Genomic DNA, 22584 nt, shown 5'->3' with positions numbered 1-22584 from the left:
CAATTTAAATAAATTATTTAAAATGAATATTCATGAATATCAAGCAAAAGAGATTTTAAGAAAATACGGCGTACCTACTACCAACGGGCTAGTTGTTACGAAAACCGAAAAGATTAATGAAACCATAGATAAATTAAATACGGAAGTATATGTGGTTAAAGCACAAATACATGCCGGCGGTAGAGGTAAAGCAGGCGGTGTTAAGGTTGTTAAGAGTAAAGAAGAAGCCAAAAAAGTTGCTCATGACATGTTTGGTATTAATTTAGTAACGCATCAAACAGGACCTCAAGGACAAAAAGTAAACCGTCTTTATATCGAATCCGGTTGTGATATTTTAAAAGAATATTATTTTAGTATAGTATTTGATAGATCGGCTAGCTGTATTACTTTCATAGCTTCTACAGAAGGAGGAGTTGACATTGAAGAAGTAGCCGAAAAAACTCCGGAAAAAATTATTAAATTTTCTGTTGATCCTGCAACCGGTTTACAAGATTTTCATATGCGAGGCATAGCTTATGAGTTAGGCTTTAAGGATAACCAAGCAAAACAGATGAAAGACATAGTAAAATCAGTCTATAATGCTTTTATTGAAACCGATGCAGCACAAATTGAAATCAACCCATTAATTGTAAATAGCGATGGGAACTTATTAGCGTTAGATGCAAAAATTACTTTTGACGATAACGGCTTATTTCAGCATCCGAATATTACGGCAATGCGTGATTATGATGAAGAAGATCCTCTAGAAACTAGAGCAGCAAATGCAGGACTTAGCTATGTAAAAATGGACGGTAATATCGGTTGCATGGTTAATGGTGCCGGTCTTGCCATGGCCACTATGGATATTATTAAACTTTACGGTGCTTCGCCTGCTAATTTCTTGGATGTCGGTGGTGGAGCTGATCGTGAGCGTGTAAAGGAAGCTTTAAAAATAATTTTATCTGATAAAGAAGTACAAGGGATTCTAGTTAATATTTTCGGCGGTATCATGCGTTGTGATATTATAGCAGAAGGGATTATTGCAGCTGCAAAAGACATAGGTATAAAAGTACCGTTAGTAGTTCGTTTAGCCGGTACAAACGTTGAAAAAGGCGAAGAAATTTTATTAAATTCCAGTTTAGAAATAATACCGGCACATGATTTAGCAGATGCGGCAAATAAAATAGTTGAAGCGATACGGTAGATAACCGTCATGAACTATGCAGGGATTGACCTTGTTGTATGGCTCGAAAACCAGTTCAGTGTCATACCGTGGCTTGACCACAGTATCCATAAAAAAATTAAAAAAGGACTGGATGGATCCCACGATCAAGTCGCGGGATGACATCAAAGTAAAATAAAAACAATAAAAATTATTTAACATGGCAATATTAATAAATAAAAAAACACAAGTTATCTGTCAGGGCTTTACTGGTTCACAAGGAACTTTTCACTCTGAACAAGCGATAGCGTACGGCACTAACATGGTTGGCGGTGTTACACCCGGCAAAGGTGGTCATACTCACCTTAATTTACCTGTATATAATACCGTACATGAAGCAAAAGCAAAAACCGGTGCAAATGCAAGCGTTATATATGTTCCGCCCGGCTTTGCCGCTGATTCGATATTAGAAGCAATCGATGCCGGAATTGAAGTAGTAGTATGTATAACGGAAGGAATTCCGGTGCTTGATATGGTAAAAGTAAAACGTGCTTTAGTCGGTTCTAAAACTAGATTGATCGGTCCTAACTGCCCTGGAGTTATCACACCGGGTGAATGTAAAATCGGTATTATGCCTGGGCATATTCATAAACGAGGAACGATAGGTATTGTTTCAAGATCAGGTACTCTAACTTATGAAGCAGTAGCACAGACAACAGCAGTAGGACTTGGACAATCTACGTGTGTCGGTATAGGCGGCGATCCTGTTAACGGCACTAATTTTGTTGATTGTATTGAGATGTTTTTGAAAGATGATGCAACAAAAGCAATTATTATGATCGGTGAAATTGGCGGTAATGCAGAAGAAGATGCAGCTGAGTTTATCAAGCAGTCAAAAATCAAGAAACCTATAGTAAGCTTTATTGCAGGTATTACAGCACCACCAGGTAAAAGAATGGGACATGCCGGAGCTATTATTGCCGGAGGAACAGGAAGTGCCGAAGATAAGCTTGAAGCTCTACAAAGTGCCGGCGTAACTATCACTAGATCCCCTGCCGATATCGGTAAAACTATGTTAGATTTACTAAATAAAGGCTAAAGTTATTCAAGAGCAATTGCTGTCATTCCTACTAGGCCTTGTTGCGTGGAAGACTGAAGGTCGTCATTGCGAGGCAATTACGTCAGTAATTGATGAAGCAATTTCAGGATGCTTGACAAGATTGCCAAGTCGCTTCGCTCCTCGCAATGATGATTGGATATCCATGCAACAATGCTTTCACGGAAATAATATAAAAAGCATTTACTGGTCTACGTAACAATTCTTAAGAACTCTTATTATCCCTAATTTCTTTAACTATATTTAGTAATTGTGGGAAATCTATTAACCCAGGTATTAATTTTGAATCAATTATATACGCAGGTACTCCTTGCATTCTAAGACTTCTAGCTATTTTCATATTTTGAGTAATTAAATCTTGAATCTCATAGCTATCGGCACTTTCTTCAATTTCCGTAGCATTTAAGCCATTCTCAGTTAATAATTCTTTTATAGATTCCTTAGAAACATCTCTTATTTTTATTAATTCATCATGAACAGCTTTGAATTTACTTGGATTCACCTTATAAACGGCTAAAACTATTCTTGCCAGATATTCAGACACATCTCCAAGGATAGGAAGCGGTCGTAATACAACTTTAACTTTTGGATCATTTTGCAATAATTCATTTATAGCAACATCGCCTTTGTTACAATAAGAACAATTGTAATCATAAAAAGCAATTATTGTTACATCACCGTCTTTATTTCCTATAACAGGAAAGCTTGTGCTATCTTCAATACCTAACTTATTATCTTTTAGATAGTTATTAACTTTAGTCTCATTTTCCCGTACTTTACGTTTTTGTAACCCTTCTATTGATTCTATTATTATTTCCGGAGTTTTAAGCAAATAATCTTTGATTATTTCTTGTACTCTTTCCTCTTCACATTTTCTTGCATCTTCGCTTTGTTTAACCTCAACGGAAACCAAATTTGTAGAATAAGTTTTCATTGTTTTGAAAACAAATAAAACTCCTATCACAACTACAAATATAACCAATATTTTACCTATAATATGCTGCATAAATACCTTTTTTAAAATTTAATATCTTCCTAAAGTCTAAGTAATTCTATATGTCATTCCCGCTTGCGCGGGAATGACATAAAACGAGCTATGTAATAAAGCCGACTTGTCATCCGGTGTAGCACAGTCCATTACTTCTGTCTGATTAATCTGCTCTGATCTCTTTTCCAGTCTTTTTCTTTAATTGACTCTCTTTTATCATATAATTTCTTACCTTTAGCAATACCAAGTTCAACTTTCACTTTATTTTGTTTATTAAAATACATAGAAAGAGCTACTAGCGTATAGCCTTCTATTCTAATTCTACCGATAATTTTCTTTATCTCTTTAGTATGCAACAATAATTTACGCGGTCTACGAGTAGTATGATTAAATCTATTCGCTTTTTCATATTCTGCAATATGGCAGTTATACAAAAATACCTCATGTCCGGTATCTGCCGCATGACTTTCTTCTATAGAAGTTTTGCCTTGACGCAGAGACTGTACTTCACTACCCTTTAATACAATACCCGCTTCTAATCTTTCTTCAATAAAATAATTAAAAAGGGCTTTCTTATTTTGTGCAATAACTTTCTTATATTCGGTCATATTTTTATAGATAGTGATGTTATGATGTTTTCAATTTGTTTTTTGGCACTATCGCTTGCTTCAGTTAATGGGGGTCTAATTTCATTTTCACATAAACCTAAATAATGTACAGCATATTTTATCGGAATCGGATTAGATTCTACAAATAATGTTGTATATAAAGGTAGTAATTTCTGATGGATTTCTAATGCTCCTTTAGTATCGTTCTTATTCCATTTTTCTAATAGCTCTTTACATATATTAGGAACAATATTAGAGGCTACAGAAGTCCACCCTACCCCACCTTGAGCGTTAAAAGCTAAGACTACTTCATCATTACCGGTTAAAATATTGAAATCCTTTTTAACTGTTGCTCTGATCCGCAATGGACGTTCTAAATCTACACCACAATCTTTTAATGCTAAAATACGCGGTAGCTTGCTAAGTCTCAATATTGTCTCATCAGAAAAATCTACTCCGCTTCTAGTTGGAGCTGAATATAACATAATAGGTAGATTACACGCTTCATGCAATGCTTCAAAATGCTTATAAATCCCGTGTTGGGTAGGTTTGACATAAGATGGTGGACTAGCCATAAAACCATCTACGCCGATTTTTGTAGATTCCGCTGCAAGTGCTCTTGCATAAATAGTATTATTTGATGAACACCCACTTATTATAGGAATACACTTATTAACGATTTCTACGCTAGTTTGCAGTAATAATTTATATTCTTCAAAGCTTAAACTACTACTTTCTCCCGTTGAGCCTGCAATTAATACTGCATCGACTTCATGCTTTATTTGATGTTTTATAATTCTCTCTAAAGCATATAAGTCTAACTTATTATCTTTAAAAGGTGTTATAAGTGCGGTAATTAAACCTTTAAATATGTTATGCATGATTTTTTTGATTTTAATTGTTTAGCTTATTAAATCGTCATTGCAAGAAGAATTACGTAGTAATTCGACGAAGCAATCTCAGGAGTTTGTTTATTTGATGAGATTGCCACGCAGTCTACGACTGCTCGTAATGACGACTCGGTATCCCATACACAGGCAATACCTCCTTGCAATGACGTTTCTTCTACTCCCTAACAACACGCTCATACTCTTCTTTCAAACGATCTGCAATTTTATGATCATCAAAAATAATCTTTTTATTGCCAAGATCTATAGAATCAATATTTTGTATCTCAATTGCCGTACCTGTAACAAAACATCCGGTAAAATCCTCTATTTGCTCTAATTTTAAACGCTCTTCTTTTACTTCTAGACCTAAATCTTTTGCAATTTCAATAATAGTCTGTCTTGTTATACCGTTTAAAAACCTATCGGCAATTGGAGTATATAATATTTTATCTTTAACAAAGAAAATATTTGTTGTAGTGCATTCAGCAATATACCCTTCATAATCAAGTAATAATGCATCATCATAGCCAAGAGCCTTAGCTTCTTTTTTACTCGTTATTGCCATATTATATTGAGCGGCGGATTTAGATTGTACCGGGGTACTATCAGGCATTGCTTTACGCCAGCGGCTTACATGCAAATTTATACCTTTCTCAAAAGACCTCGGCATAGATGGAATACCGGCAATCAAAAGATTAGTAGATAAAGACTGATTAGTGATATTTAGTGACTCGTCTCCACACCAAATAAGCGGTCTTATATATGCATCCTTAATATTATTTTGTTTTATTACAAATTCATGAGCTTTTATTATCTCGTTTACATTATAAGGTACTTTTAAACCTAATGCTTCTGCTGATTTGATTAATCTTGCCGTATGTTCTTTTAGTTTAAAAACTTTGCCGTTATAAGCTCTCTCACCCTCAAATACCGATCCTGAATAATGCAGGCTATGAGTCAAAACATGAATCCTTGCAAATTGATAAGGAACTAAATCACCGTTAATCCAAACATGCCAAAAAATTTGCTCTAGTTTTATCATTGTCATTAACTTATATTTATATTAAAGTATTGTCAATCGTCATGAGCTATACGGCCGTAGTTCTTATGTCATTCCGCGACTTGATCGCAGGATCTTAGAACACAGCCCGCGACATAAGATCCCGTGGTCAAGCCACGGGACGACAATAGTGAAATACAATTTTTTTAAATTAAACGAGTATAAATGCATACATACAAAGCACATATTTTAATCGTTGATGATGATAGCAGAATATTAGCGCTTTTAAAGCAATTTTTAAATAAAAACGCGTTTTTAGTCTCAACGGCAAGCTCGGTCATAGAAGCTAAAAATCTATTAAAAACTTCTAATTATGATTTAATTATTTTAGATGTTATGTTACCTGAAATAACAGGGCTTGATTTTGCTACTACTATAAGGGATGCCGGTAATAATATTCCTATAGTTATGCTTACTGCTTTATCAGAAGCCGATGACCGTGTTAAAGGACTTGAAGCCGGTGCCTCTGATTATATAACTAAACCTTTTGAACCGAGAGAATTATTACTTCGGATAAATAATTTAATCAATAATTATAATAACTTAAAAAAAGAAACGAATATAATTAAATTCGGCAATAATTTGTATAATTCTGATACAAAAGAATTTACCAAGAATAATCAAACTGTACCTCTTAGCTCTACTGAACAAAAATTACTTGAGATATTAATAAAAAATTCCGGTAAATCTACTAGTCGTTTTGAACTGTCAAAAATAATGGGAGGGCTTAGTATGCGTTCTATCGATGTACAAATTACAAGAATAAGAAGCAAAATAGAAGACAACCCAAAAGAGCCAAAATATTTAAAAACCGTGCGTAATGAGGGCTATGCACTTTATATCTAAATTATTACAGCATATTTCACAGAGCTTCAGACAAGATGAATTTAAAAGTGAGCCTGCACAGCGTATAAAACATGAGCACAGACGAATCTTGAAAAATTCGCTTGTATCAAGCTCTTTGAAATATGCTTTACCGAGAACATTATTTGTACGGTTTATGTTTATTATAATCATTCCGATTTTAATAGGACAAATCGTTGCTATATTTTTGTTTTACGATCGTCATTGGTATAATGTTTCATATTATACTAGTACTATTATTATCAATGAAATAGAATCATTGATTAAAGAACATAGAAATAATTTAAGAGAGATAACCCATTTATCGGAAAATTATCTTAATTTATCTTATCAGTTTCAGCTTAATAAAAAGTTATCTATAAAACAGCCTAAATTAGGCGAACCTTTAACTATATTTAAAAATATTTTAGCTACAAAAATCCATGAAAAAAATATAGTTAAACTAAATAAGGAAAATAAAATTGAAGTATTTTTAGAATTACAAGATGGAGTATTATATATTACTTTTCCTGCAAAGTTACTACTTAATCCTACAGTATATATATTTGTTTTATGGATTATATCTTTAACTGTTATATTACTTTCTGTTTCTATTATTTTCTCCAAAAATCAAATTAAACCAATACTCACTCTTGCGGATAGCATGGATAAATTTGGTCGAGGTGTTTTAAAAGGCAACAATTTCACACCTTCAGGAGCCTTAGAAATAAGAAAAGCAGGGCTTGCTTTTTTAAAAATGAAAGCTCGTATTGAAAAACAAATTACTAAAAAAACCACTATGCTTGCTATGATTTCTCATGACCTTAGAACTCCTTTAACAAGAATGAAGCTACAACTTGAATTGATGGAAGCAAGCGAAGAAAGCGAAGGGTTAAAACAAGATATATTAACTATGCAGCAAATGATAAATTCTTATTTAGATTTTGCTAAAGGTGAAAGTACAGAAGAATTTGAAGACATTTTATTATTACCTTGGATGGAACGTTTTTTTAACAAATGGTCACATGTAAATATTGAATTTATAAAATCTACTAATTTAGATAAACTAGAAGTATGCATTAAGCCGAATTCTTTTGAAAGAGCCTTGTCTAATTTAATCGGTAACGCTATAAAATATGGGACTAAAATTAAGATATCCTCAAAAGATAATTCATCTACCGTAGCTATAATTATTGAGGATAACGGTCCCGGCATAGATGATACGGAAACACACCTTGTATTTAAACCGTTTTATAGATCGGATAAAGCAAGACAGCTTGATAATGCAAGTAACGTAGGACTTGGGCTTGCTATTACTAAAGAAATAATAAACGATCATAAAGGCTCTATTTATTTAGAAGATAGCAAGGATTTAGGCGGGCTATCGGTAAGAATCGAAATACCTAAAATATGACTACCGATGTCATTCCCGTGTAGATTACCAAATCGTCATTACGAGGAGAGGCAAAGCCGAGGGCGTGACAATCTCAGAAATTTTATATTGTTTTATGAGATTGCTACGCTCCTTGCAGTCGCTCGCAATGACAGAAAAATCGATCCATGCAGCAACATCTAAAATGTAAAATAATGACTAACATAAAACATTTAGCAATAATAATGGACGGTAATGCTCGTTGGGCAAATCGGCATAACTTAACAAAATCTGAAGGGCATAAAGCAGGAGCCGATAAAATTCGTGAATTACTGCCTGAGTTTATTAACCTTAACATACCTTATATAACTTTATATACTTTCTCTTCCGAAAATTGGCAACGCTCAAGCATGGAAGTAGATTTCTTAATAAAATTATTAAGTATTTATTTAAAAACCGAATTAAATAATTTACATAAACACGGCGTTAAAATAAAAGTAATAGGTAGGCTTAATTTATTAAGTAGCTCATTGCAAAAACAAATAAATGATGCTATAGAATTAACAAAAAACAATAATACAATAACGCTTTGTATAGCTTTTAGTTATGGAAGTCGTCAAGAAATAGTTGATGCCTGCACAAAAATTATTACAAGCGGTAAAAAAGCAGTAAGTAACAGCGATATACAACACGCTTTATATGATCCTGAAATGCCGGATGTAGATTTATTAATAAGACCGGGTGGGGTTTATCGCATCAGTAATTTCTTGCTTTGGCAAGCAGCTTATGCTGAATTATATTTTTCACCCAAATATTGGCCTGATTTTAATAAAGATGATATACAAGAAGCTATAAATGATTACTCAAAAAGGAAAAGAACATTTGGCAAAAGATAAACAAAAATCAAACATATATTTAAGAATCCTGTCTGGTATAGTGCTAGTTCCGTTATTTGTCGTAGCTATATTATGGTGTAAGCCTTTATTCTATATTCTAATGATATTAGTAGGTACAGGAATGTTAAGTGAATGGTATAATATGACCTACTCTTTTATTCCTTATCTATTAATCGGGCTAATTATTATTCCGATTCCTATAAGCCTATTAATATTTTTAAGTATGGAAGATACCAATAGATGGCTTATTATGCTTTATTTTTGCATAATGTGGTCGGTAGATACTTTTGCTATGATTGGCGGCAAAACTTTTAAAGGAGCAAAACTTGCTGCAAAACTTAGTCCTAAAAAAACCTGGAGCGGTTTAATGACGGGAGTATTATCAGCAGGTTTAGTTGCGGTATTAGTTAGTTTTATATCAAACTTTCATATTGAAAATTACTATTTTTCAAATAAAATTTATTTGTTTATAATTAGTTGTATATTAGCATTAATAACTCAATTAAGTGATTTATTTATTTCATATTTTAAGCGAAAATTTAATATTAAAGATAGCGGTCATATAATACCCGGTCATGGAGGAGTGCTAGACAGATTTGATAGTATTATTTTAACCGCTCCAATATTATTTCTTATGAAGATATATTTATGATAATACATTTAAATAATCATTCTAAAAAAATAATTTTAAATATCTTTTTAGCTTTACTGCTTGGATATTTTGTTTTTCATTGCATATATGGTAACAAAGGGATTATTGCATATTTAAAAGTAAATAGGCAGCTTGAAAAAGCTTATGATGAACTAAAAGGCTTACGAGCAGAAAGAGTAGAACTTGAGCATAACGTCAAATTACTTCGCACGGAATCTCTAAATAAAGATATGTTAGAAGAACAAGCAAAGAAAGTTTTAGGAGTAGCTGCTCCAAATGAGCAGGTATTTAATCACCAATAACAAAACTTTATTGTCATCCCGCGACTTGATCGCGGGATCCAGTCTTTTTTAATTTTTTTTGGATACCATGGTCAAACCACAGTATGACACAGAACGCATTTTTCGATCTGTACAACAACATTATTGATTAAAAGGAATTAAAAATCATTTATGACTATAAAAATTTATCAAAATGACCTACCTAATAATTTTGAACTTGAAGGAGATCTAGCTATAGATACCGAGACAATGGGGCTAAATCTACATAGAGATAAACTATGTTTGCTACAATTTAGTAACGGCAATGGTGAAGCTCATCTTGTTCATTTTACAAATCAAGATTATACAGCTCCTAATTTAAAAGCATTATTATTAGATAAAACTAGATGCAAGATATTCCATTTTGCTAGATTTGATCTAGCATCCATAAAAAAATATTTAAGTATAGATTTAGAAAATATCTTTTGTACTAAAATATCTTCAAAACTAGTTAGAACTTATACCGATAGTCATGGGCTTAAGGATTTGTGCCGAGAATTGCTTAATATAAATATTTCAAAACAACAACAATCTTCATATTGGGGTGCAGATAATTTATCTTCAGAACAAAAAGAATATGCAGCAAAAGATGTGCTTTATTTGCATCAGTTAAAAGATATTTTACAAAAAATGCTACTTAAAGAAAATAGGTATGAACTTGCCCAAGATATTTTCCGTTTTTTACCGACAAGAGCCAATTTAGACCTTATCGGTTGGGATGAAATCGATATTTTTATGCATTAATTTATTAATACCATTTATTGACTTCAGGTATAAAATCAGGTGCATTATTTAATAGTCTATCTGTAATAAATTTTAATTAATAATTGAAGATTTTTGCAGAAATAGCAGTTCCTATTTCAAAAAAATCTTATAATTTACAGCAAAAAAAATAAATTACCGGTTAAAATTTATTACAGACAGTCTATTAGTAGCTAATTGATTTTTTTAAATTACTGAGCCTACAATAGACTTATTGCATAATTTAGCTAATAAGGCAGAATTTGAAGGAAACACGGAAACACTTGCCACCACAGCGTACATAAAAATACGTGAGGATGTGAGTACCGGATTGACATACAAATTTACCCTTAGACACAAGTTATACAAAAAGTTTAATTAATTAGTAACTAAAAAGGGGGTCTTTATAACTAATAGAAAAAAATAGACGTGCTAGATTCAGAGTCAGATTTAAATCTAAGTCTAGATAGTATAGCAAACCTCTGTTATCCTAGGATTATAATTTATGAAATAGAAGAAGACATTTTAAGTATTGATGACGGTGTTTTTGCCGCATTTTGGTGGGAGTCAATTATATAACCGATAAAGTATTAATGCTAATAACAGACAATATTTACTATTACCTTAGAGAGAAGAGGCATTATAAAACTTCATCTTATCAGAGTTATAAGGGTGCTTCAAAAGGTACTTATCATAATAATTGCAGTAATTTTATAAATGAACTTAATGACGAAGCAGCATTATCACTCTGCATTAGATAAACATAAGGAGGTAGTTTTAGGTCATACTATACTCTTTTTGGGTTAGTATGGTGGTCATACAATAAAAGTATGCTAGGTGTCATACTGCGGCTTGACCATGGTATTTAAAAATAACTTAAAGTACTAATAATTTCGGTATTTTAAACTAGATCCTGCGATCAAGTCGCGGGATGACAGATTCAAAAAATAATATATAAATGAAAAGTAGATAGACAAAGTTTAATTTGGAAAAGCGCAAGGAGTCTGTAAGCCGAGGAGCGGAGCGTATATTAATACGTGAGCATTCGAGGACTTACCAAAACGACGTAGCCAATTTTCCAAATTAAACGAGTATATTCACAATTTTACGAGGAACAAGGATAATCTTCTTCGGCTCTTTCCCTTCTAAGAACTTTTGTACCTTTGGCAGACTGACGGTAACTTGCTTTATTTCATCTTCACTTACGGAAGTGTTAAACTCATAGGTATCACGGAGTTTGCCGTTAACCTGCACTGCCATAATATATGTATCTAACTCTAGCATTGATTCATCAAATGCAGGAAAAGACGAATTATATAATCGCTCTTTATTGCCAAGCTTCTGCCAAATTTCTTCCGTAATATGCGGGATAAAAGGATTTAGTAGCTGTACTAAAACATTAAAACCATGCCTTACGGTTTTAACATCAATTTTATCTTTGGATATTTCAGCAGATATAGCATTAGAAAGCTCGCGCATACGTGCTATTGCTCTGTTTAGGGCCAAATGCTTTATATCTTCGGCGACGTACTTTATTGTAAAATGTACTAACCTATTAAGCTCTTTATTAATCTCGCTATTCATATCATCTTTTAAAGAATCTATCGCCTTAAATATATACTCAAGCTTATTAATAAAACGTGAGCAGCCTTCAATACCGCTTGCTGACCATTCTAGATCTTTCTCAGGCGGACTATCGGACAGTACAAAAAGCCTAATAGCATCTGCCCCATATTGTTCTTGCATTGTCTCAAGATCGATGAGATTCTTTTTAGACTTACTCATCTTTTCAATGCGTCCCTGCACTACTCTATTATTGCTTTCTTTATGAAAAAATTCATTACCCTTTTTAACTACTTCTTCAGGATATAACCAATTATTATGTTCATCTTTGTAAGTGGCATGCAGCACCATACCTTGAGTAAATAGCCCTTTAAAAGGCTCTAGAACGCTTATGTAATTCTGTTCTTTCATTACTTTTGTGAAAAACCTTGCATATAATAAATGCATTACCGCATGTTCAATGCCGCCTATATATTTATCGACCGGTAGCCAGTAATCACAAGCTTTTTTATCAGTCATCTCTGTAGCATTGCTATTGCAATATCTCGTAAAATACCAAGATGATTCAAAAAATGTATCAAAAGTATCGGTTTCACGCACAGCCGGCTTATCGCATTTCGGACAATTAACATGTTTCCAACTAGGATGATGATCAAGCGGATTACCGTGACCGTCAAAATTTACATCATCAGGCAAAGTAACGGGTAAATCTTTGTACGGTACAGGCACTATGCCACAAGTTTTGCAGTGAATCATAGGAATAGGACATCCCCAAAAGCGCTGCCTTGAAATCCCCCAATCCTTTAGACGATAATTTACGCTGCGTTTACCTATGCCTAGTTTCTCAAATTCTCCGATAACTTCTTGTTTTGCTTCGTTACTAGTTAAGCCGTTTAGAAAATCCGAATTAATTAAAATTCCATCTTCCGTATAAGCGGTCTTTTGTACATCTATATCTGCTTTAATTACTTGTTTAATAGATAAATTCATTTTAACAGCTAATTCATGGTCACGTTCGTCATGAGCAGGGCAACCAAATATTGCACCAGTGCCATAATCCATTAGCACAAAATTAGTAATAATAACCGGTAAAACTATATTTGACTCGAAAGGATGAGTAACAAAAAGACCGGTAAATACACCTTCCTTTTCAGCCTTTTCTAGTTCGCTACTTCTTGTAATATGCGAGCATTTAGTTATAAAAGCGAGTATTTCAGGTGTTTTAGAAACTAACCGCTCTATTATTGGATGATTAAAGGCAATTCCTATAAAGCTAGCACCAAAAATGGTTTCAGGTTTGGTTGAGAATACTTCTATAGTAGTCTCTTCATTATCCTTAATTTTGAAATGAAAATTAGCACCTATCGATTTACCTATCCATTTCTCTTGCATAGACCGAACAGCTTCAGGCCACTCTTCTAAATTCTGAATTTCGTTTAATAATTCTTCCGCATAATCGGTGATTTTTAAGAACCATTGCTTTAAATAACGTTTTGCAACTATTGCACCTGAACGCCAACCACGCCCGTCTACAACTTGTTCATTCGCAAGCACGGTATTATCAATCGGATCCCAATTAACAAACGATTCTTTTTGATAAGCAAGATTTCGTTCATAAAGCTCTAAAAAGAATTTCTGCTCATGTTTATAATACTCAGGATCGCAACTATTGATCTCTCTAGACCAATCATAAGAAAAGCCCATAGATTTTAGCTGCTTTTTCATATTCTCAATATTAGAATATGTCCATTTTTTTGGGTGAGAATTATTTTTTATTGCGGCATTTTCGGCAGGTAGCCCGAAAGCATCCCAACCCATCGGATGAAGCACATTAAAACCTTGCATAATCATAAACCTTGCAATAACATCACCTATAGAATAGTTGCGTACGTGACCTACATGGATTTTACCGGAAGGATAAGGCAGCATTTCAAGTACGTAATATTTTGGCTTGCTACTCGCGTTTGATACCTCAAAAGCTTTTTCTTCTTGCCAAATGTGCTGCCATTTTTGTTCTATTTGGTTCATATTTTTTAAATTTATATACTGCATCGTCATTGCGAGCAGTCGTAGACTGCACGGCGATCTCATCAAATATCCTGAGATTGCTTCGTCAATTACTCCGTAATTTCCTCGCAATGACGGAAATACTGTTATTACCTCACACTATTAATATATATATCTCTAGCTTTTCTTAAAATTTTATCTTCAAGCGTGATAGCAAGATTTGAGGTGTTTTCATTAAGTACCCATTGTTTATTTTTAAGAATTTCTTCAAATACTTTCACTTCGATTGAATCAGGGCTTATTACATCGTCTTTAATAAATATATTTATTTTAAATCGAAAATTAGGATTAGAACGTGGGCTATACCATTCCGTAATAATCACGCCACCGTTTGAGTCGGCTGATGCAAGAGGAGCAACACTTATAGTCTCTAATGCTGCTTGCCAAAGATATTTATTAACTGAACCTCCTACAGCTTTAGTAGATTCGTTCTTAACCCTACCCGGTCTAAAAACTAATCCTTCTTCACCTGTTATAGAACCTACTTCATCCCATTTCTGCTCTCGTTCTGTTTTTGGATAATCACCCGCTAAGATACTAGTACTTATTGTACTAAGTATAATTATAAAAAATAATCCGATAATTTTCTTCATAACCAATATTTAATTAGTGTGCTTGAGGGAAATAATAGAGAAGCTTTAGCTATTAGTCAAAAATTATTTCTTTCCACCGTTCTTTGGCATTGTTATATGGCTCAAAAACCCACTCGATATCATGCCCGCCTACGCAGGAATTACATAGGACAGATTTAATTATTTCTCAAAAATAAATTCAAAACGTGGAATATTTTTGTCGTGTAATAAAACCTTTTCGTTAAACATTTCAAGCGGCCTTACCCAAAGCTGGAAATTATCATATAATGCTTTATAAACTACTAACTCTTGCAAAGTTTCAGTATGTTTTGCAGTATCTATAACTTGATATAATTTTCCTTTGTAATGCTTATATATTCCGGTTCTCATACAACTTACACCTTAACAGGCATGATGACAAAAATATCTTTAGGATTCTCAGGAAATTTAATAAGTACCGGTGCTGAAACATCTGAAAAATATAGTTCTACTAAATCCGATTTCACTGCTTTTAAGACATCTTCCAAATATTGTGGGTTAAAACCTATAGCTAAAGACTCATCACTATTATATTCATAAAAACTTTCCTTATCTTGTGAAGAATTAATAACCTCTTTTGCGTTACCTCTTGCTTCACCGACGGCACTAATCTCTAAGGTTTCACGAGATAATGATAATTTTACTGCTCTAAATTTTTCAACGGTTATTATCGCTATCCTTTCTATACTATCTGCAAACATTTTTCGATTAATTACTAATTTTGAGCTGCTGCTTTTCGGAATAAAGGCACTATAATCAGGAAAAGTACCGTCTATAAGCTTTGATAGCATAATAGTATTTTCGTTACATATAAATTTAATCTTATTGCTATTTAATAAAATTTCTATATCTTCATTTATATTTTTAGGATCTTTAACGATTTTTAAAATTTCCTCTGCACTTTTTTGCGGTAATATAACTCCAAAATTCTTTATTTGTTTTTCTAATGTTACCCATGAAATCGAAAGTCTATGCCCATCGGTACTTGCCGAACAAAACTCTTTGTCTTTTATGTGTAAATAAACACCGTTTAAATTATAACGAGTTTCATCTAAAGAAATCGAAAATTTTGTCGATTCGATTATTTTAGCAAAATCCGTGCAAGAAATTTTAAAACTTGCTTCAGGATTAATACCATCCATTTCAGGAAAAGAACTAACCGGCAAAGTAAATAAATTAAATTTACAATTTTTTCCTTTGATCTCAAGTCCTGTTGTACCGAGATCTGTTAATGTAAGCTCGGAATCCGGAAGTTTTCGGACTATATCATTTAGAGTTTTCGTAGAAACGGTAAATTCACCTTCACTTACTACCTGTACTGCTATTTTTTGACTTAAGTACAAATCCATATTAGTAGAACTAAGCTCTAGATTGCCGTCTTTTGCCGATAATTTAATGTTTGCATATTCAGGTATTACATTACGTTTTTCAACAACGGAACTTGCAAATCCTAGGGACTGAACTAACGTTTTTGTTTCAACTATTAATTTTAACATATTGTTATTCTCTTAATGTGCCTTGAAATTTTTGCGAGATGGCAGCAACTAAATCTTTACTGAACAAATTTAAATCAGTATCAGATAACGTCCGATCATCTGCTTGTAGCTCTATTTTAACCGCTATAGATTTTTTACCTTCAGGTAATTTATCACCGCTATAAATATCAAATAATATAACTGATTTAACAAGCTTTTTATTAAAATTATTTATATATGATATTATTTCACCGACTCTATGATCTTGATCAACAATAAATGCGTAATCTCTAAAATTAGCTTGGAAATCCGATACTGCAAATTCGTCTCTTTTACCAAATTTAGCTTTTATCAATGGCAAATTCGTAATATTTAGCTCGAATGCAAATATTTCCTGATTAATATCGTAATATTTCAAGATTTTAGGGTGTATCTGCCCAAAATGACCTAATAAATTTTTACCAAGCCCTATATTTACTGCTCTAGTTGGATGATAATATTGTGGCAATGCTGTCCCATTTGTTGCTATACATTTATCTATAGATAGTCCTGCATAATCAGCTACCAACTCTAAATCGCCTTTAAGATCAAAAACATCATAGCCTCGTCCAAGCGAATGAGGATTTTTATTATTATATGAACCACTTATAATTGCCGTCAAATAAGTTGCTTCTGTATTTAAATCTATAAAACTTGGTCCAACTTCAAAAAAAGCCATATCTTTTATAGAGCGCGCTAGATTTTTACTTACTATACTTAACAAATTCGGCAGTATAGTAGGACGCATATAATTGTTCCCTATACTAATAGGATTAAGCAAAAATAACTCTTCTTTTAATTCAGCAAACAACTTTGCATCTTCACTACTCATAAAAGAGTTAGTTACTACCTCATCATAGCCTTTGCTTGCTAATATCCTTTTAAAACTAGATATTCTTTTATGCTCTCTTAGCTTATTATTATCTTGGTCTAGTTCGGGTAATTTTATACTCTCTATTTTATCATAGCCGTAAATACGCGCGATTTCTTCAGCTATATCTGCTAAAATAGTTATATCGTGACGCCAAGAAGGAGCTATTACCTTTATAATCTCACCTTTAACATCCGTAATAAATCCTAGTTTATTTAATATGGCTTCTATCGCTTTGATATTTAGTTTAATTCCTGTAATTTTTTCTAAATAACATGCTGAAAAATCTAAAGGTTTTTTTTGTGACTCTTTTTCACCGACTTTCACTACTTCCGATACTTCACCGTTTCCGCATATTGACAAAATAAGATTAGTTGCTATGTCCAAAGCCTTTTCTGTAAAATTTCTATCGATATTACGCTCATTACGATATCTAGCATCCGTATCAATTTGGAATCTTCGCCCGCTAGCTGCAACCATTTTAGCATTAAAACAAGCAGCCTCGAGTATTATATTAGTCGTACTATCAGTACAACTACTATCAGCCTCGCCAATGACACCGGCCAGACCTTGAATACCGCTTTCATCTTTTATAACTAAATCATTTTCAGTAAGTAAATATTCTTTGCCGTTTAGGGCGTGGCATTTAGCTACGTCATTGCGAGGCTGCAAAGCAACCGTGTCAATCTCATTTTGTTGTCCTGAGATTGCTTCGTCGCTACGCTTATCGCAATGACGTGCTACAGTAATGCCCCCTTTTATCCTATCTGCATCGTAAGCATGCATCGGCTGCCCAAAGCTATAGGAAATATAATTTGTTACATCCACTAAGCTTGAAATAGTTTTTACCCCAACATTTTTTAATAATTTCCGTAACCAATCAGGGCTTGGTTTATTTTTTAAATTTCTTATCTCTCTAAAAGTAAATAACGGACAGGCTTCTTTATCTTGTACGTTAAGCTTGATTTTAGAAATAAATGTACTCTTTATTGCTGAAATTTCTAGCTCTTTAAGTATGCCTATTCCTTTAGCTGCTAAATCTCTTGCGATGCCGTAAACTCCAAGTGCATCACCACGATTAGGAGTAACGTTAATAACAAATATAGGATCATCTAAACCGTAATATTTAGTAAAATTCTCTCCAACTACGGCATCTTCAGATAGCTCTATAATCCCTTCAGACTCTGAAGCTAGCAGTAATTCCTCTTCAGAGCAAAGCATACCACAGCTTTTTGCGCCTCTAATAACAGATTCCTTAATCTTAAATTTACCGTTTGGTATTTCTATTCCGATATTTGCAAGTACTACTTTTATACCTGCTCTTGCATTACGCGCACCACAAACTATTTGCAGCATACCGCTTTTAGTCTCAACATCACAAAGCTTTAATTTATCAGCTGACGGGTGAGGTTTAATATTTGTAATATATGCTACTTCAAACTTTTGTAACTCCGCCGCTTTATCTATCACCTCTTCCACTTCAAGGCCAATAGCTGTTAGGGCTTCGGCAATTTCAGTAACTGAAGCCGATGTCTCTAAAAATTGTTTTAACCATGATAATGTAAATTTCATTTCGTAAGCCCTCCTGCTAAATTCGGTATATCAAAGCTCCCAAAATTATAATGTTTAAGCCAACGCATATCTCCTTCAAAAAATTGTCTTAAATCTTTGATATTATATTTTAACATTGCAAAACGCTCTACTCCAAGCCCAAAAGCAAAACCTTGATACTCGCTGCTATCGATACCAACATTTTTAAGCACGTTTGGATGAACCATCCCGCAACCGAGGACTTCAAGCCATTTATCGTTTTTATTCATCCGAATATCAACTTCGGCAGAAGGTTCGGTAAATGGGAAAAAGCTGGGTCTAAAACGTAATTCAATATTAGAATTTTCAAAAAAGCTTTTTATAAATGCCGTGATAACATATTTTAAATGTCCCATATTGATATTTTCATCAATAACAAGCCCTTCTATTTGGTGGAACATTGGCGTATGCGTCATATCCGAATCCGATCTATAAGTCCTACCCGGTGCTATAAACCTAAAAGGCGGTTTGCCGTTTTTCATAGCTCTAATCTGCACTGTTGAGGTATGAGTACGTAATAACAGTGGCCTATTATTTTCCTGACTTTGCAAATAAAAAGTATCATGCATTTGCCTTGCGGGATGATCATCTTCAAAATTGAGAGCGGTAAAATTATGAAAATCATTCTCGATATTCGGTCCGTTTTCTATAGTAAAACCAAACTGCGAAAATACTTGTATTAACTCCTCACTACATTGTGTTATTGGATGAATAGAACCTTGTTTATATCTCCGTGCAGGGATTGTTAAATCAATTTTATCGGCAGCAAGTTTAAAATTTAGTTCCTGCTCCTCTAAAATTTCTTCTTTTGCTTTTATTATATTCTGTATTTTATCTTTTAATTTATTGATTTTTAAGCCAAATTCTTTACGTTCCTGTTCATTTAAACTACCTAATTTTTTAAGCTCACCGGTCACTATACCGTTCTTGCCTAAAAATTCTACTTTATATTCTTGCAGAGCTTTTAAGTTTTGTACTAATAAGATTTTGTCTTCAGCAAGCCTTAATATTGTTTCTATATTTCCCATGATTGTTTTTTTGTTTTTGATTTTTTATTGTACGGTAGAACATCATTGCAAGGAGGTATTGTTGCGTAGTCCTGTTTATCCGTCACTACAAGGAAATTGCATAGCAATTGACGAAGCAATCCAGTTAAAAATTCTGATTTACAGATTTTTTTTAATTATTTTCTGGATTGCTACGTCGCCTACGGCTCTTCGCAATGACGACCTTCAGTATCTACGCAACAATACCTCCTTACAATGATGTTAAACCAACATACACTTCATATAATTCTCTTCTATCCCCACCAACTTCGCTTTAAATATCTGCCCTATTTCTAAAGGTTTATCTAGCTTTACCGGAATAAAATTTTCGGTATGGGCAATATTATTATTCTCTACTAATAACTCCACTTTCTGTCCTATATGTTTTTTAAAGAATTTGGTCAATTGGTTTTGCCCTTCTTGCCTTAAAATTTCTGCCCTTTCTTTTCTTATATTTTTAGGTACTTGTGACATACGTGCTGCAGGCGTTCCTTCTCTTTCCGAATAAGGGAAAACATGTAAATATTGTAATTCCGCTTCTGAAATTAATTTTCTTGTATTTTCAAACATTTCAGGAGTTTCAGTCGGGAAACCAGCTATAATATCTGCACCAAAAGATACTTCCGGTCTTATTGCCCGCAGCTTCCGACAAAACTCTATTACGTTGGCTCTATTATGACGTCTTTTCATACGTTTTAATATCATATCGTCGCCTGCTTGCAAACTAATATGAAAATGCGGCATTATCCTTTCACTATAAGCTATAAGCTCAAAAAGTTCATCATCTATTTCTGCAACATCTATTGAAGATAATCTAAGCCTCTTTAATTCAGGGACTAAATTCAACACTCGTTTAATCATTTGTGCAAATGTTGGACTTCCCGGCAAATCACTACCGTAAGCCGTGACATCGACACCGGTAAAAACTACTTCTTTAAAACCGTTTAATACCAAATGCTTTACCTGCTCTGCTATAGCTCCTATTGCTACTGATCTACTTTTTCCTCTACCATAAGGGATAATACAGAAAGTACAAAAATGATCACAACCGTTTTGTACCTGAATAAAAGCACGAGACTTACCGTCAAAGCTACTTACTAAATGACTTGCCGTCTTTTTCACCGACATTATATCGTTAACTGTTATTTTTGCATCGGTAATTTGGTAGTAATTAGGTAATAACTTCTCTTCATTACCTATAACTTTGTCCACTTCCGGCATATTACCGTACATTTGCGGACTTGTTTGAGCACTACAGCCGGTAACAATAATTTTTAAATCAGGATTATTTTTTTTAGCCTTGCGTATAGCTTGTCTTGCTTGTTTCTCAGCTACTTTAGTTACCGCACAAGTATTGAATATTGCCACATTATCGATACCCGATAATTCCAAGTTTTTTCGTATTATCTCACTTTCGTAAATATTAAGTCTACAGCCAAATGTTACTACGTCTTGTCTTAAATTATTGCTCACAATAATATTCCCCACGTACTACAAGCGTAGCTGCCCCTTGCATTATTATATTACCGTTTTCTTCTTTCATAGTAAGGTTACCGTGCTTAAAGACTATAGTACTTGGCGAATGGATAAAACCGCGCTTTAAACCGGCAGCAAAACTACCGCAAGCCCCGCTTCCGCAAGCAAGCGTTAACCCTGCCCCCCGCTCCCAAACGGATAAATAGATTTTATTATCTTTTACTTCAGCAAAATTAACATTTACCCCATCTGCAAATAATTCCTTAGCCTGCAATTTTTCACCGACAATTTTTTGATCTTGAGGTTCTAACTTACTAAAAATAACCACATGCGGATTACCTATATCAACGCAAATAATTTCCTTTAAATCAATCATATAACGCTCTGCAAATTCCCAAACTTTATCACGACTTGGCATCCAAGCTTCATTAAAACTAACGCTTCCTACATTAACGCTAATATTATTTTCATCATTGACATTACATAGCAATTTTTTATTGCCTACCATTACGGTAATATCTTTCTGTCCTGTATCAAGATAAATTAACTTGGCTAAACATCTTGTAGCATTACCGCATAATTTAGCACTAGAGCCGTCTATATTATATATAACCATTTCATAAAAATCATTATGCTCTTCATAAATAATAAACTGATCGCAACCAATACCTGTATGACGCTCAGCCATATTTTTTGCTAACTGCGATAAATCATATGGACTTGATAAATCTCGTTTGTTAACAATAACAAAATCATTACCGAGACCATGCATTTTTACAAAATTAATTTTACTAATCATAATGTTTTACATATTAGGAAATTGTATTATAGCAAATTTCTTGGAATTTGCTATAATGAAGTGATGATATATAAAAATATAGACTATTATGCTAATTTCACGTTTCTTAGACCCTAAAAATAACTATGCATTTTTAAAAATTTGCGGTACAGAAAAAAATAAGGATATACTTATTCATTTTCTAAATGACATTTTAGGTTATACGGGGAAAGAAGTAATTACCGAAGTTACTTTTTTAATAACAATCTAAGATCATGATACTGCTGCTTAGACATAGTTGATGTATTATGTAGAGATAAATACGGTACTCAATTTATTGTAGAGATGTAGGTCAGCAAACATCCAGGTTTTGAAAAACGAGCTCAGTTTTATACAGCAAAGGCCTATTCAAGACAAATAATACAAGAAGATGAAGATCA

Annotated in this window: 23 protein-coding genes; 11 read left to right on the top strand and 12 right to left on the bottom strand. The window is 33.4% G+C overall.

The window, feature by feature from the left end; translation table 11 throughout:
- Positions 1 to 22: 22 nt before the first annotated feature.
- Entirely contained in the window at positions 23 to 1183 is a 1161-nt protein-coding gene (gene sucC / locus ACPKKV_RS04445; RefSeq protein ID WP_392506442.1) for an ADP-forming succinate--CoA ligase subunit beta, read from the top strand.
- A 178-nt stretch (positions 1184 to 1361) separates the two neighbouring features.
- Positions 1362 to 2240 (top strand): succinate--CoA ligase subunit alpha, encoded by an 879-nt coding sequence (gene sucD, locus ACPKKV_RS04440; protein ID WP_392506440.1) that lies wholly within the window; start codon positions 1362 to 1364, stop codon positions 2238 to 2240.
- Between the two features lie 223 nt (positions 2241 to 2463).
- Here the strand turns inward: sucD and ACPKKV_RS04435 are convergent, their stop codons facing one another.
- The 4 genes from ACPKKV_RS04435 to ACPKKV_RS04420 all read right to left on the bottom strand — a co-directional run bounded on the left by ACPKKV_RS04435 (position 2464) and on the right by ACPKKV_RS04420 (position 5792).
- Positions 2464 to 3264 carry a DsbA family protein gene (locus ACPKKV_RS04435; RefSeq protein WP_392506439.1) on the bottom strand — a complete coding sequence of 267 codons (801 nt, stop codon included), beginning with the start codon at positions 3262 to 3264 and terminating at the stop codon, positions 2464 to 2466.
- 131 nt (positions 3265 to 3395) lie between these two features.
- Entirely contained in the window at positions 3396 to 3854 is a 459-nt protein-coding gene (smpB, locus tag ACPKKV_RS04430; RefSeq protein WP_392506437.1) for an SsrA-binding protein SmpB, read from the bottom strand.
- Positions 3851 to 4735: a 4-hydroxy-tetrahydrodipicolinate synthase gene (gene dapA, locus ACPKKV_RS04425; RefSeq protein WP_392506436.1), complete on the bottom strand. Its 885-nt coding sequence runs from the start codon at positions 4733 to 4735 to the stop codon at positions 3851 to 3853. Before dapA ends, smpB begins: the two co-directional genes overlap by 4 nt.
- Positions 4736 to 4919: 184 nt before the next feature.
- Positions 4920 to 5792 carry a branched-chain amino acid transaminase gene (locus ACPKKV_RS04420; protein WP_392506435.1) on the bottom strand — a complete coding sequence of 291 codons (873 nt, stop codon included), beginning with the start codon at positions 5790 to 5792 and terminating at the stop codon, positions 4920 to 4922.
- A 177-nt stretch (positions 5793 to 5969) separates the two neighbouring features.
- Here ACPKKV_RS04420 and ACPKKV_RS04415 point away from each other — a divergent pair, with 177 nt between their 5' ends.
- From ACPKKV_RS04415 to ACPKKV_RS04380, 8 genes are all read left to right on the top strand, one after another.
- The gene (locus tag ACPKKV_RS04415) at positions 5970 to 6650 is read left to right on the top strand and encodes a response regulator transcription factor (protein ID WP_392506433.1); all 681 of its coding nucleotides are present in this window, start codon (positions 5970 to 5972) and stop codon (positions 6648 to 6650) included.
- Positions 6634 to 8061: an ATP-binding protein gene (locus tag ACPKKV_RS04410; RefSeq protein ID WP_392506432.1), complete on the top strand. Its 1428-nt coding sequence runs from the start codon at positions 6634 to 6636 to the stop codon at positions 8059 to 8061. The genes ACPKKV_RS04415 and ACPKKV_RS04410 overlap by 17 nt, the downstream gene beginning before the upstream one ends.
- A gap of 146 nt (positions 8062 to 8207) precedes the next feature.
- Entirely contained in the window at positions 8208 to 8915 is a 708-nt protein-coding gene (gene uppS / locus ACPKKV_RS04405) for a polyprenyl diphosphate synthase (RefSeq protein WP_392506431.1), read from the top strand.
- Positions 8875 to 9567, top strand: a complete 693-nt coding sequence (locus ACPKKV_RS04400; RefSeq protein WP_392506430.1) for a phosphatidate cytidylyltransferase — start codon at positions 8875 to 8877, stop codon at positions 9565 to 9567. Before uppS ends, ACPKKV_RS04400 begins: the two co-directional genes overlap by 41 nt.
- Positions 9564 to 9869 (top strand): FtsB family cell division protein, encoded by a 306-nt coding sequence (locus ACPKKV_RS04395; RefSeq protein WP_012150781.1) that lies wholly within the window; start codon positions 9564 to 9566, stop codon positions 9867 to 9869. The genes ACPKKV_RS04400 and ACPKKV_RS04395 overlap by 4 nt, the downstream gene beginning before the upstream one ends.
- A 150-nt stretch (positions 9870 to 10019) precedes the next feature.
- Positions 10020 to 10631, top strand: coding sequence for a ribonuclease D (locus ACPKKV_RS04390; RefSeq protein WP_392506428.1), 612 nt, complete (start codon positions 10020 to 10022; stop codon positions 10629 to 10631).
- 426 nt (positions 10632 to 11057) lie between these two features.
- A complete protein-coding gene (locus ACPKKV_RS04385; RefSeq protein WP_424492207.1) occupies positions 11058 to 11207 on the top strand; it encodes a hypothetical protein in 150 nt (49 codons plus the stop codon).
- A 406-nt stretch (positions 11208 to 11613) separates the two neighbouring features.
- Positions 11614 to 11715: a palindromic element RPE5 domain-containing protein gene (locus ACPKKV_RS04380; RefSeq protein ID WP_392506424.1), complete on the top strand. Its 102-nt coding sequence runs from the start codon at positions 11614 to 11616 to the stop codon at positions 11713 to 11715.
- On the opposite strand, the gene leuS is transcribed toward ACPKKV_RS04380, so the two are convergent.
- The 8 genes from leuS to dapF form a co-directional block, all read right to left on the bottom strand.
- The gene (gene leuS / locus ACPKKV_RS04375; RefSeq protein ID WP_392506423.1) at positions 11712 to 14219 is read right to left on the bottom strand and encodes a leucine--tRNA ligase; all 2508 of its coding nucleotides are present in this window, start codon (positions 14217 to 14219) and stop codon (positions 11712 to 11714) included. The two genes, ACPKKV_RS04380 and leuS, sit on opposite strands and share 4 nt — an antisense overlap.
- Positions 14220 to 14347: 128 nt before the next feature.
- On the bottom strand, positions 14348 to 14851 hold the full coding sequence (locus ACPKKV_RS04370; protein ID WP_392506421.1) for a DUF3576 domain-containing protein: 504 nt from the start codon (positions 14849 to 14851) through the stop codon (positions 14348 to 14350).
- Between the two features lie 159 nt (positions 14852 to 15010).
- Positions 15011 to 15220 carry a DUF1653 domain-containing protein gene (locus tag ACPKKV_RS04365; protein ID WP_392506420.1) on the bottom strand — a complete coding sequence of 70 codons (210 nt, stop codon included), beginning with the start codon at positions 15218 to 15220 and terminating at the stop codon, positions 15011 to 15013.
- Positions 15221 to 15225: 5 nt separating this feature from the next.
- A complete protein-coding gene (gene dnaN / locus ACPKKV_RS04360; RefSeq protein ID WP_392506419.1) occupies positions 15226 to 16365 on the bottom strand; it encodes a DNA polymerase III subunit beta in 1140 nt (379 codons plus the stop codon).
- A 4-nt stretch (positions 16366 to 16369) separates the two neighbouring features.
- Entirely contained in the window at positions 16370 to 18826 is a 2457-nt protein-coding gene (gene pheT, locus ACPKKV_RS04355; RefSeq protein ID WP_392506417.1) for a phenylalanine--tRNA ligase subunit beta, read from the bottom strand.
- Positions 18823 to 19872, bottom strand: a complete 1050-nt coding sequence (gene pheS / locus ACPKKV_RS04350) for a phenylalanine--tRNA ligase subunit alpha (protein WP_392506415.1) — start codon at positions 19870 to 19872, stop codon at positions 18823 to 18825. Before pheS ends, pheT begins: the two co-directional genes overlap by 4 nt.
- A gap of 240 nt (positions 19873 to 20112) precedes the next feature.
- Positions 20113 to 21378, bottom strand: a complete 1266-nt coding sequence (gene mtaB, locus ACPKKV_RS04345) for a tRNA (N(6)-L-threonylcarbamoyladenosine(37)-C(2))-methylthiotransferase MtaB (RefSeq protein ID WP_392506414.1) — start codon at positions 21376 to 21378, stop codon at positions 20113 to 20115.
- On the bottom strand, positions 21353 to 22165 hold the full coding sequence (gene dapF / locus ACPKKV_RS04340) for a diaminopimelate epimerase (RefSeq protein ID WP_392506412.1): 813 nt from the start codon (positions 22163 to 22165) through the stop codon (positions 21353 to 21355). The genes mtaB and dapF overlap by 26 nt, the downstream gene beginning before the upstream one ends.
- An 88-nt stretch (positions 22166 to 22253) precedes the next feature.
- On the opposite strand from dapF, the gene ACPKKV_RS04335 reads away from it, so the two are divergent.
- Positions 22254 to 22415, top strand: coding sequence for a PD-(D/E)XK nuclease family transposase (locus tag ACPKKV_RS04335; RefSeq protein ID WP_392506411.1), 162 nt, complete (start codon positions 22254 to 22256; stop codon positions 22413 to 22415).
- Positions 22416 to 22584: the final 169 nt, after the last annotated feature.

It is taken from the genome of Rickettsia finnyi (genome assembly GCF_049668125.1).
Lineage (GTDB): Bacteria > Pseudomonadota > Alphaproteobacteria > Rickettsiales > Rickettsiaceae > Rickettsia > Rickettsia kotlanii.
The sequence above is the reverse complement of the archived record's forward strand: the minus strand, read 5'-3'. Positions and strand labels throughout refer to the sequence as shown.

Coding starts and splice junctions, on each gene's coding strand:
- ACPKKV_RS04335 (WP_392506411.1), top strand. CDS start 22,254: ATGCTAATTTCACGTTTCTTAGACCCTAAAAATAACTATGCATTTTTA.
- ACPKKV_RS04420 (WP_392506435.1), bottom strand. CDS start 5,792: ATGACAATGATAAAACTAGAGCAAATTTTTTGGCATGTTTGGATTAAC.
- ACPKKV_RS04390 (WP_392506428.1), top strand. CDS start 10,020: ATGACTATAAAAATTTATCAAAATGACCTACCTAATAATTTTGAACTT.
- dapA (WP_392506436.1), bottom strand. CDS start 4,735: ATGCATAACATATTTAAAGGTTTAATTACCGCACTTATAACACCTTTT.
- ACPKKV_RS04365 (WP_392506420.1), bottom strand. CDS start 15,220: ATGAGAACCGGAATATATAAGCATTACAAAGGAAAATTATATCAAGTT.
- uppS (WP_392506431.1), top strand. CDS start 8,208: ATGCAGCAACATCTAAAATGTAAAATAATGACTAACATAAAACATTTA.
- ACPKKV_RS04415 (WP_392506433.1), top strand. CDS start 5,970: ATGCATACATACAAAGCACATATTTTAATCGTTGATGATGATAGCAGA.
- pheT (WP_392506417.1), bottom strand. CDS start 18,826: ATGAAATTTACATTATCATGGTTAAAACAATTTTTAGAGACATCGGCT.
- smpB (WP_392506437.1), bottom strand. CDS start 3,854: ATGACCGAATATAAGAAAGTTATTGCACAAAATAAGAAAGCCCTTTTT.
- dnaN (WP_392506419.1), bottom strand. CDS start 16,365: ATGTTAAAATTAATAGTTGAAACAAAAACGTTAGTTCAGTCCCTAGGA.
- leuS (WP_392506423.1), bottom strand. CDS start 14,219: ATGAACCAAATAGAACAAAAATGGCAGCACATTTGGCAAGAAGAAAAA.
- sucD (WP_392506440.1), top strand. CDS start 1,362: ATGGCAATATTAATAAATAAAAAAACACAAGTTATCTGTCAGGGCTTT.
- ACPKKV_RS04410 (WP_392506432.1), top strand. CDS start 6,634: ATGCACTTTATATCTAAATTATTACAGCATATTTCACAGAGCTTCAGA.
- sucC (WP_392506442.1), top strand. CDS start 23: ATGAATATTCATGAATATCAAGCAAAAGAGATTTTAAGAAAATACGGC.
- ACPKKV_RS04400 (WP_392506430.1), top strand. CDS start 8,875: ATGATTACTCAAAAAGGAAAAGAACATTTGGCAAAAGATAAACAAAAA.
- dapF (WP_392506412.1), bottom strand. CDS start 22,165: ATGATTAGTAAAATTAATTTTGTAAAAATGCATGGTCTCGGTAATGAT.
- ACPKKV_RS04395 (WP_012150781.1), top strand. CDS start 9,564: ATGATAATACATTTAAATAATCATTCTAAAAAAATAATTTTAAATATC.
- ACPKKV_RS04435 (WP_392506439.1), bottom strand. CDS start 3,264: ATGCAGCATATTATAGGTAAAATATTGGTTATATTTGTAGTTGTGATA.
- pheS (WP_392506415.1), bottom strand. CDS start 19,872: ATGGGAAATATAGAAACAATATTAAGGCTTGCTGAAGACAAAATCTTA.
- ACPKKV_RS04370 (WP_392506421.1), bottom strand. CDS start 14,851: ATGAAGAAAATTATCGGATTATTTTTTATAATTATACTTAGTACAATA.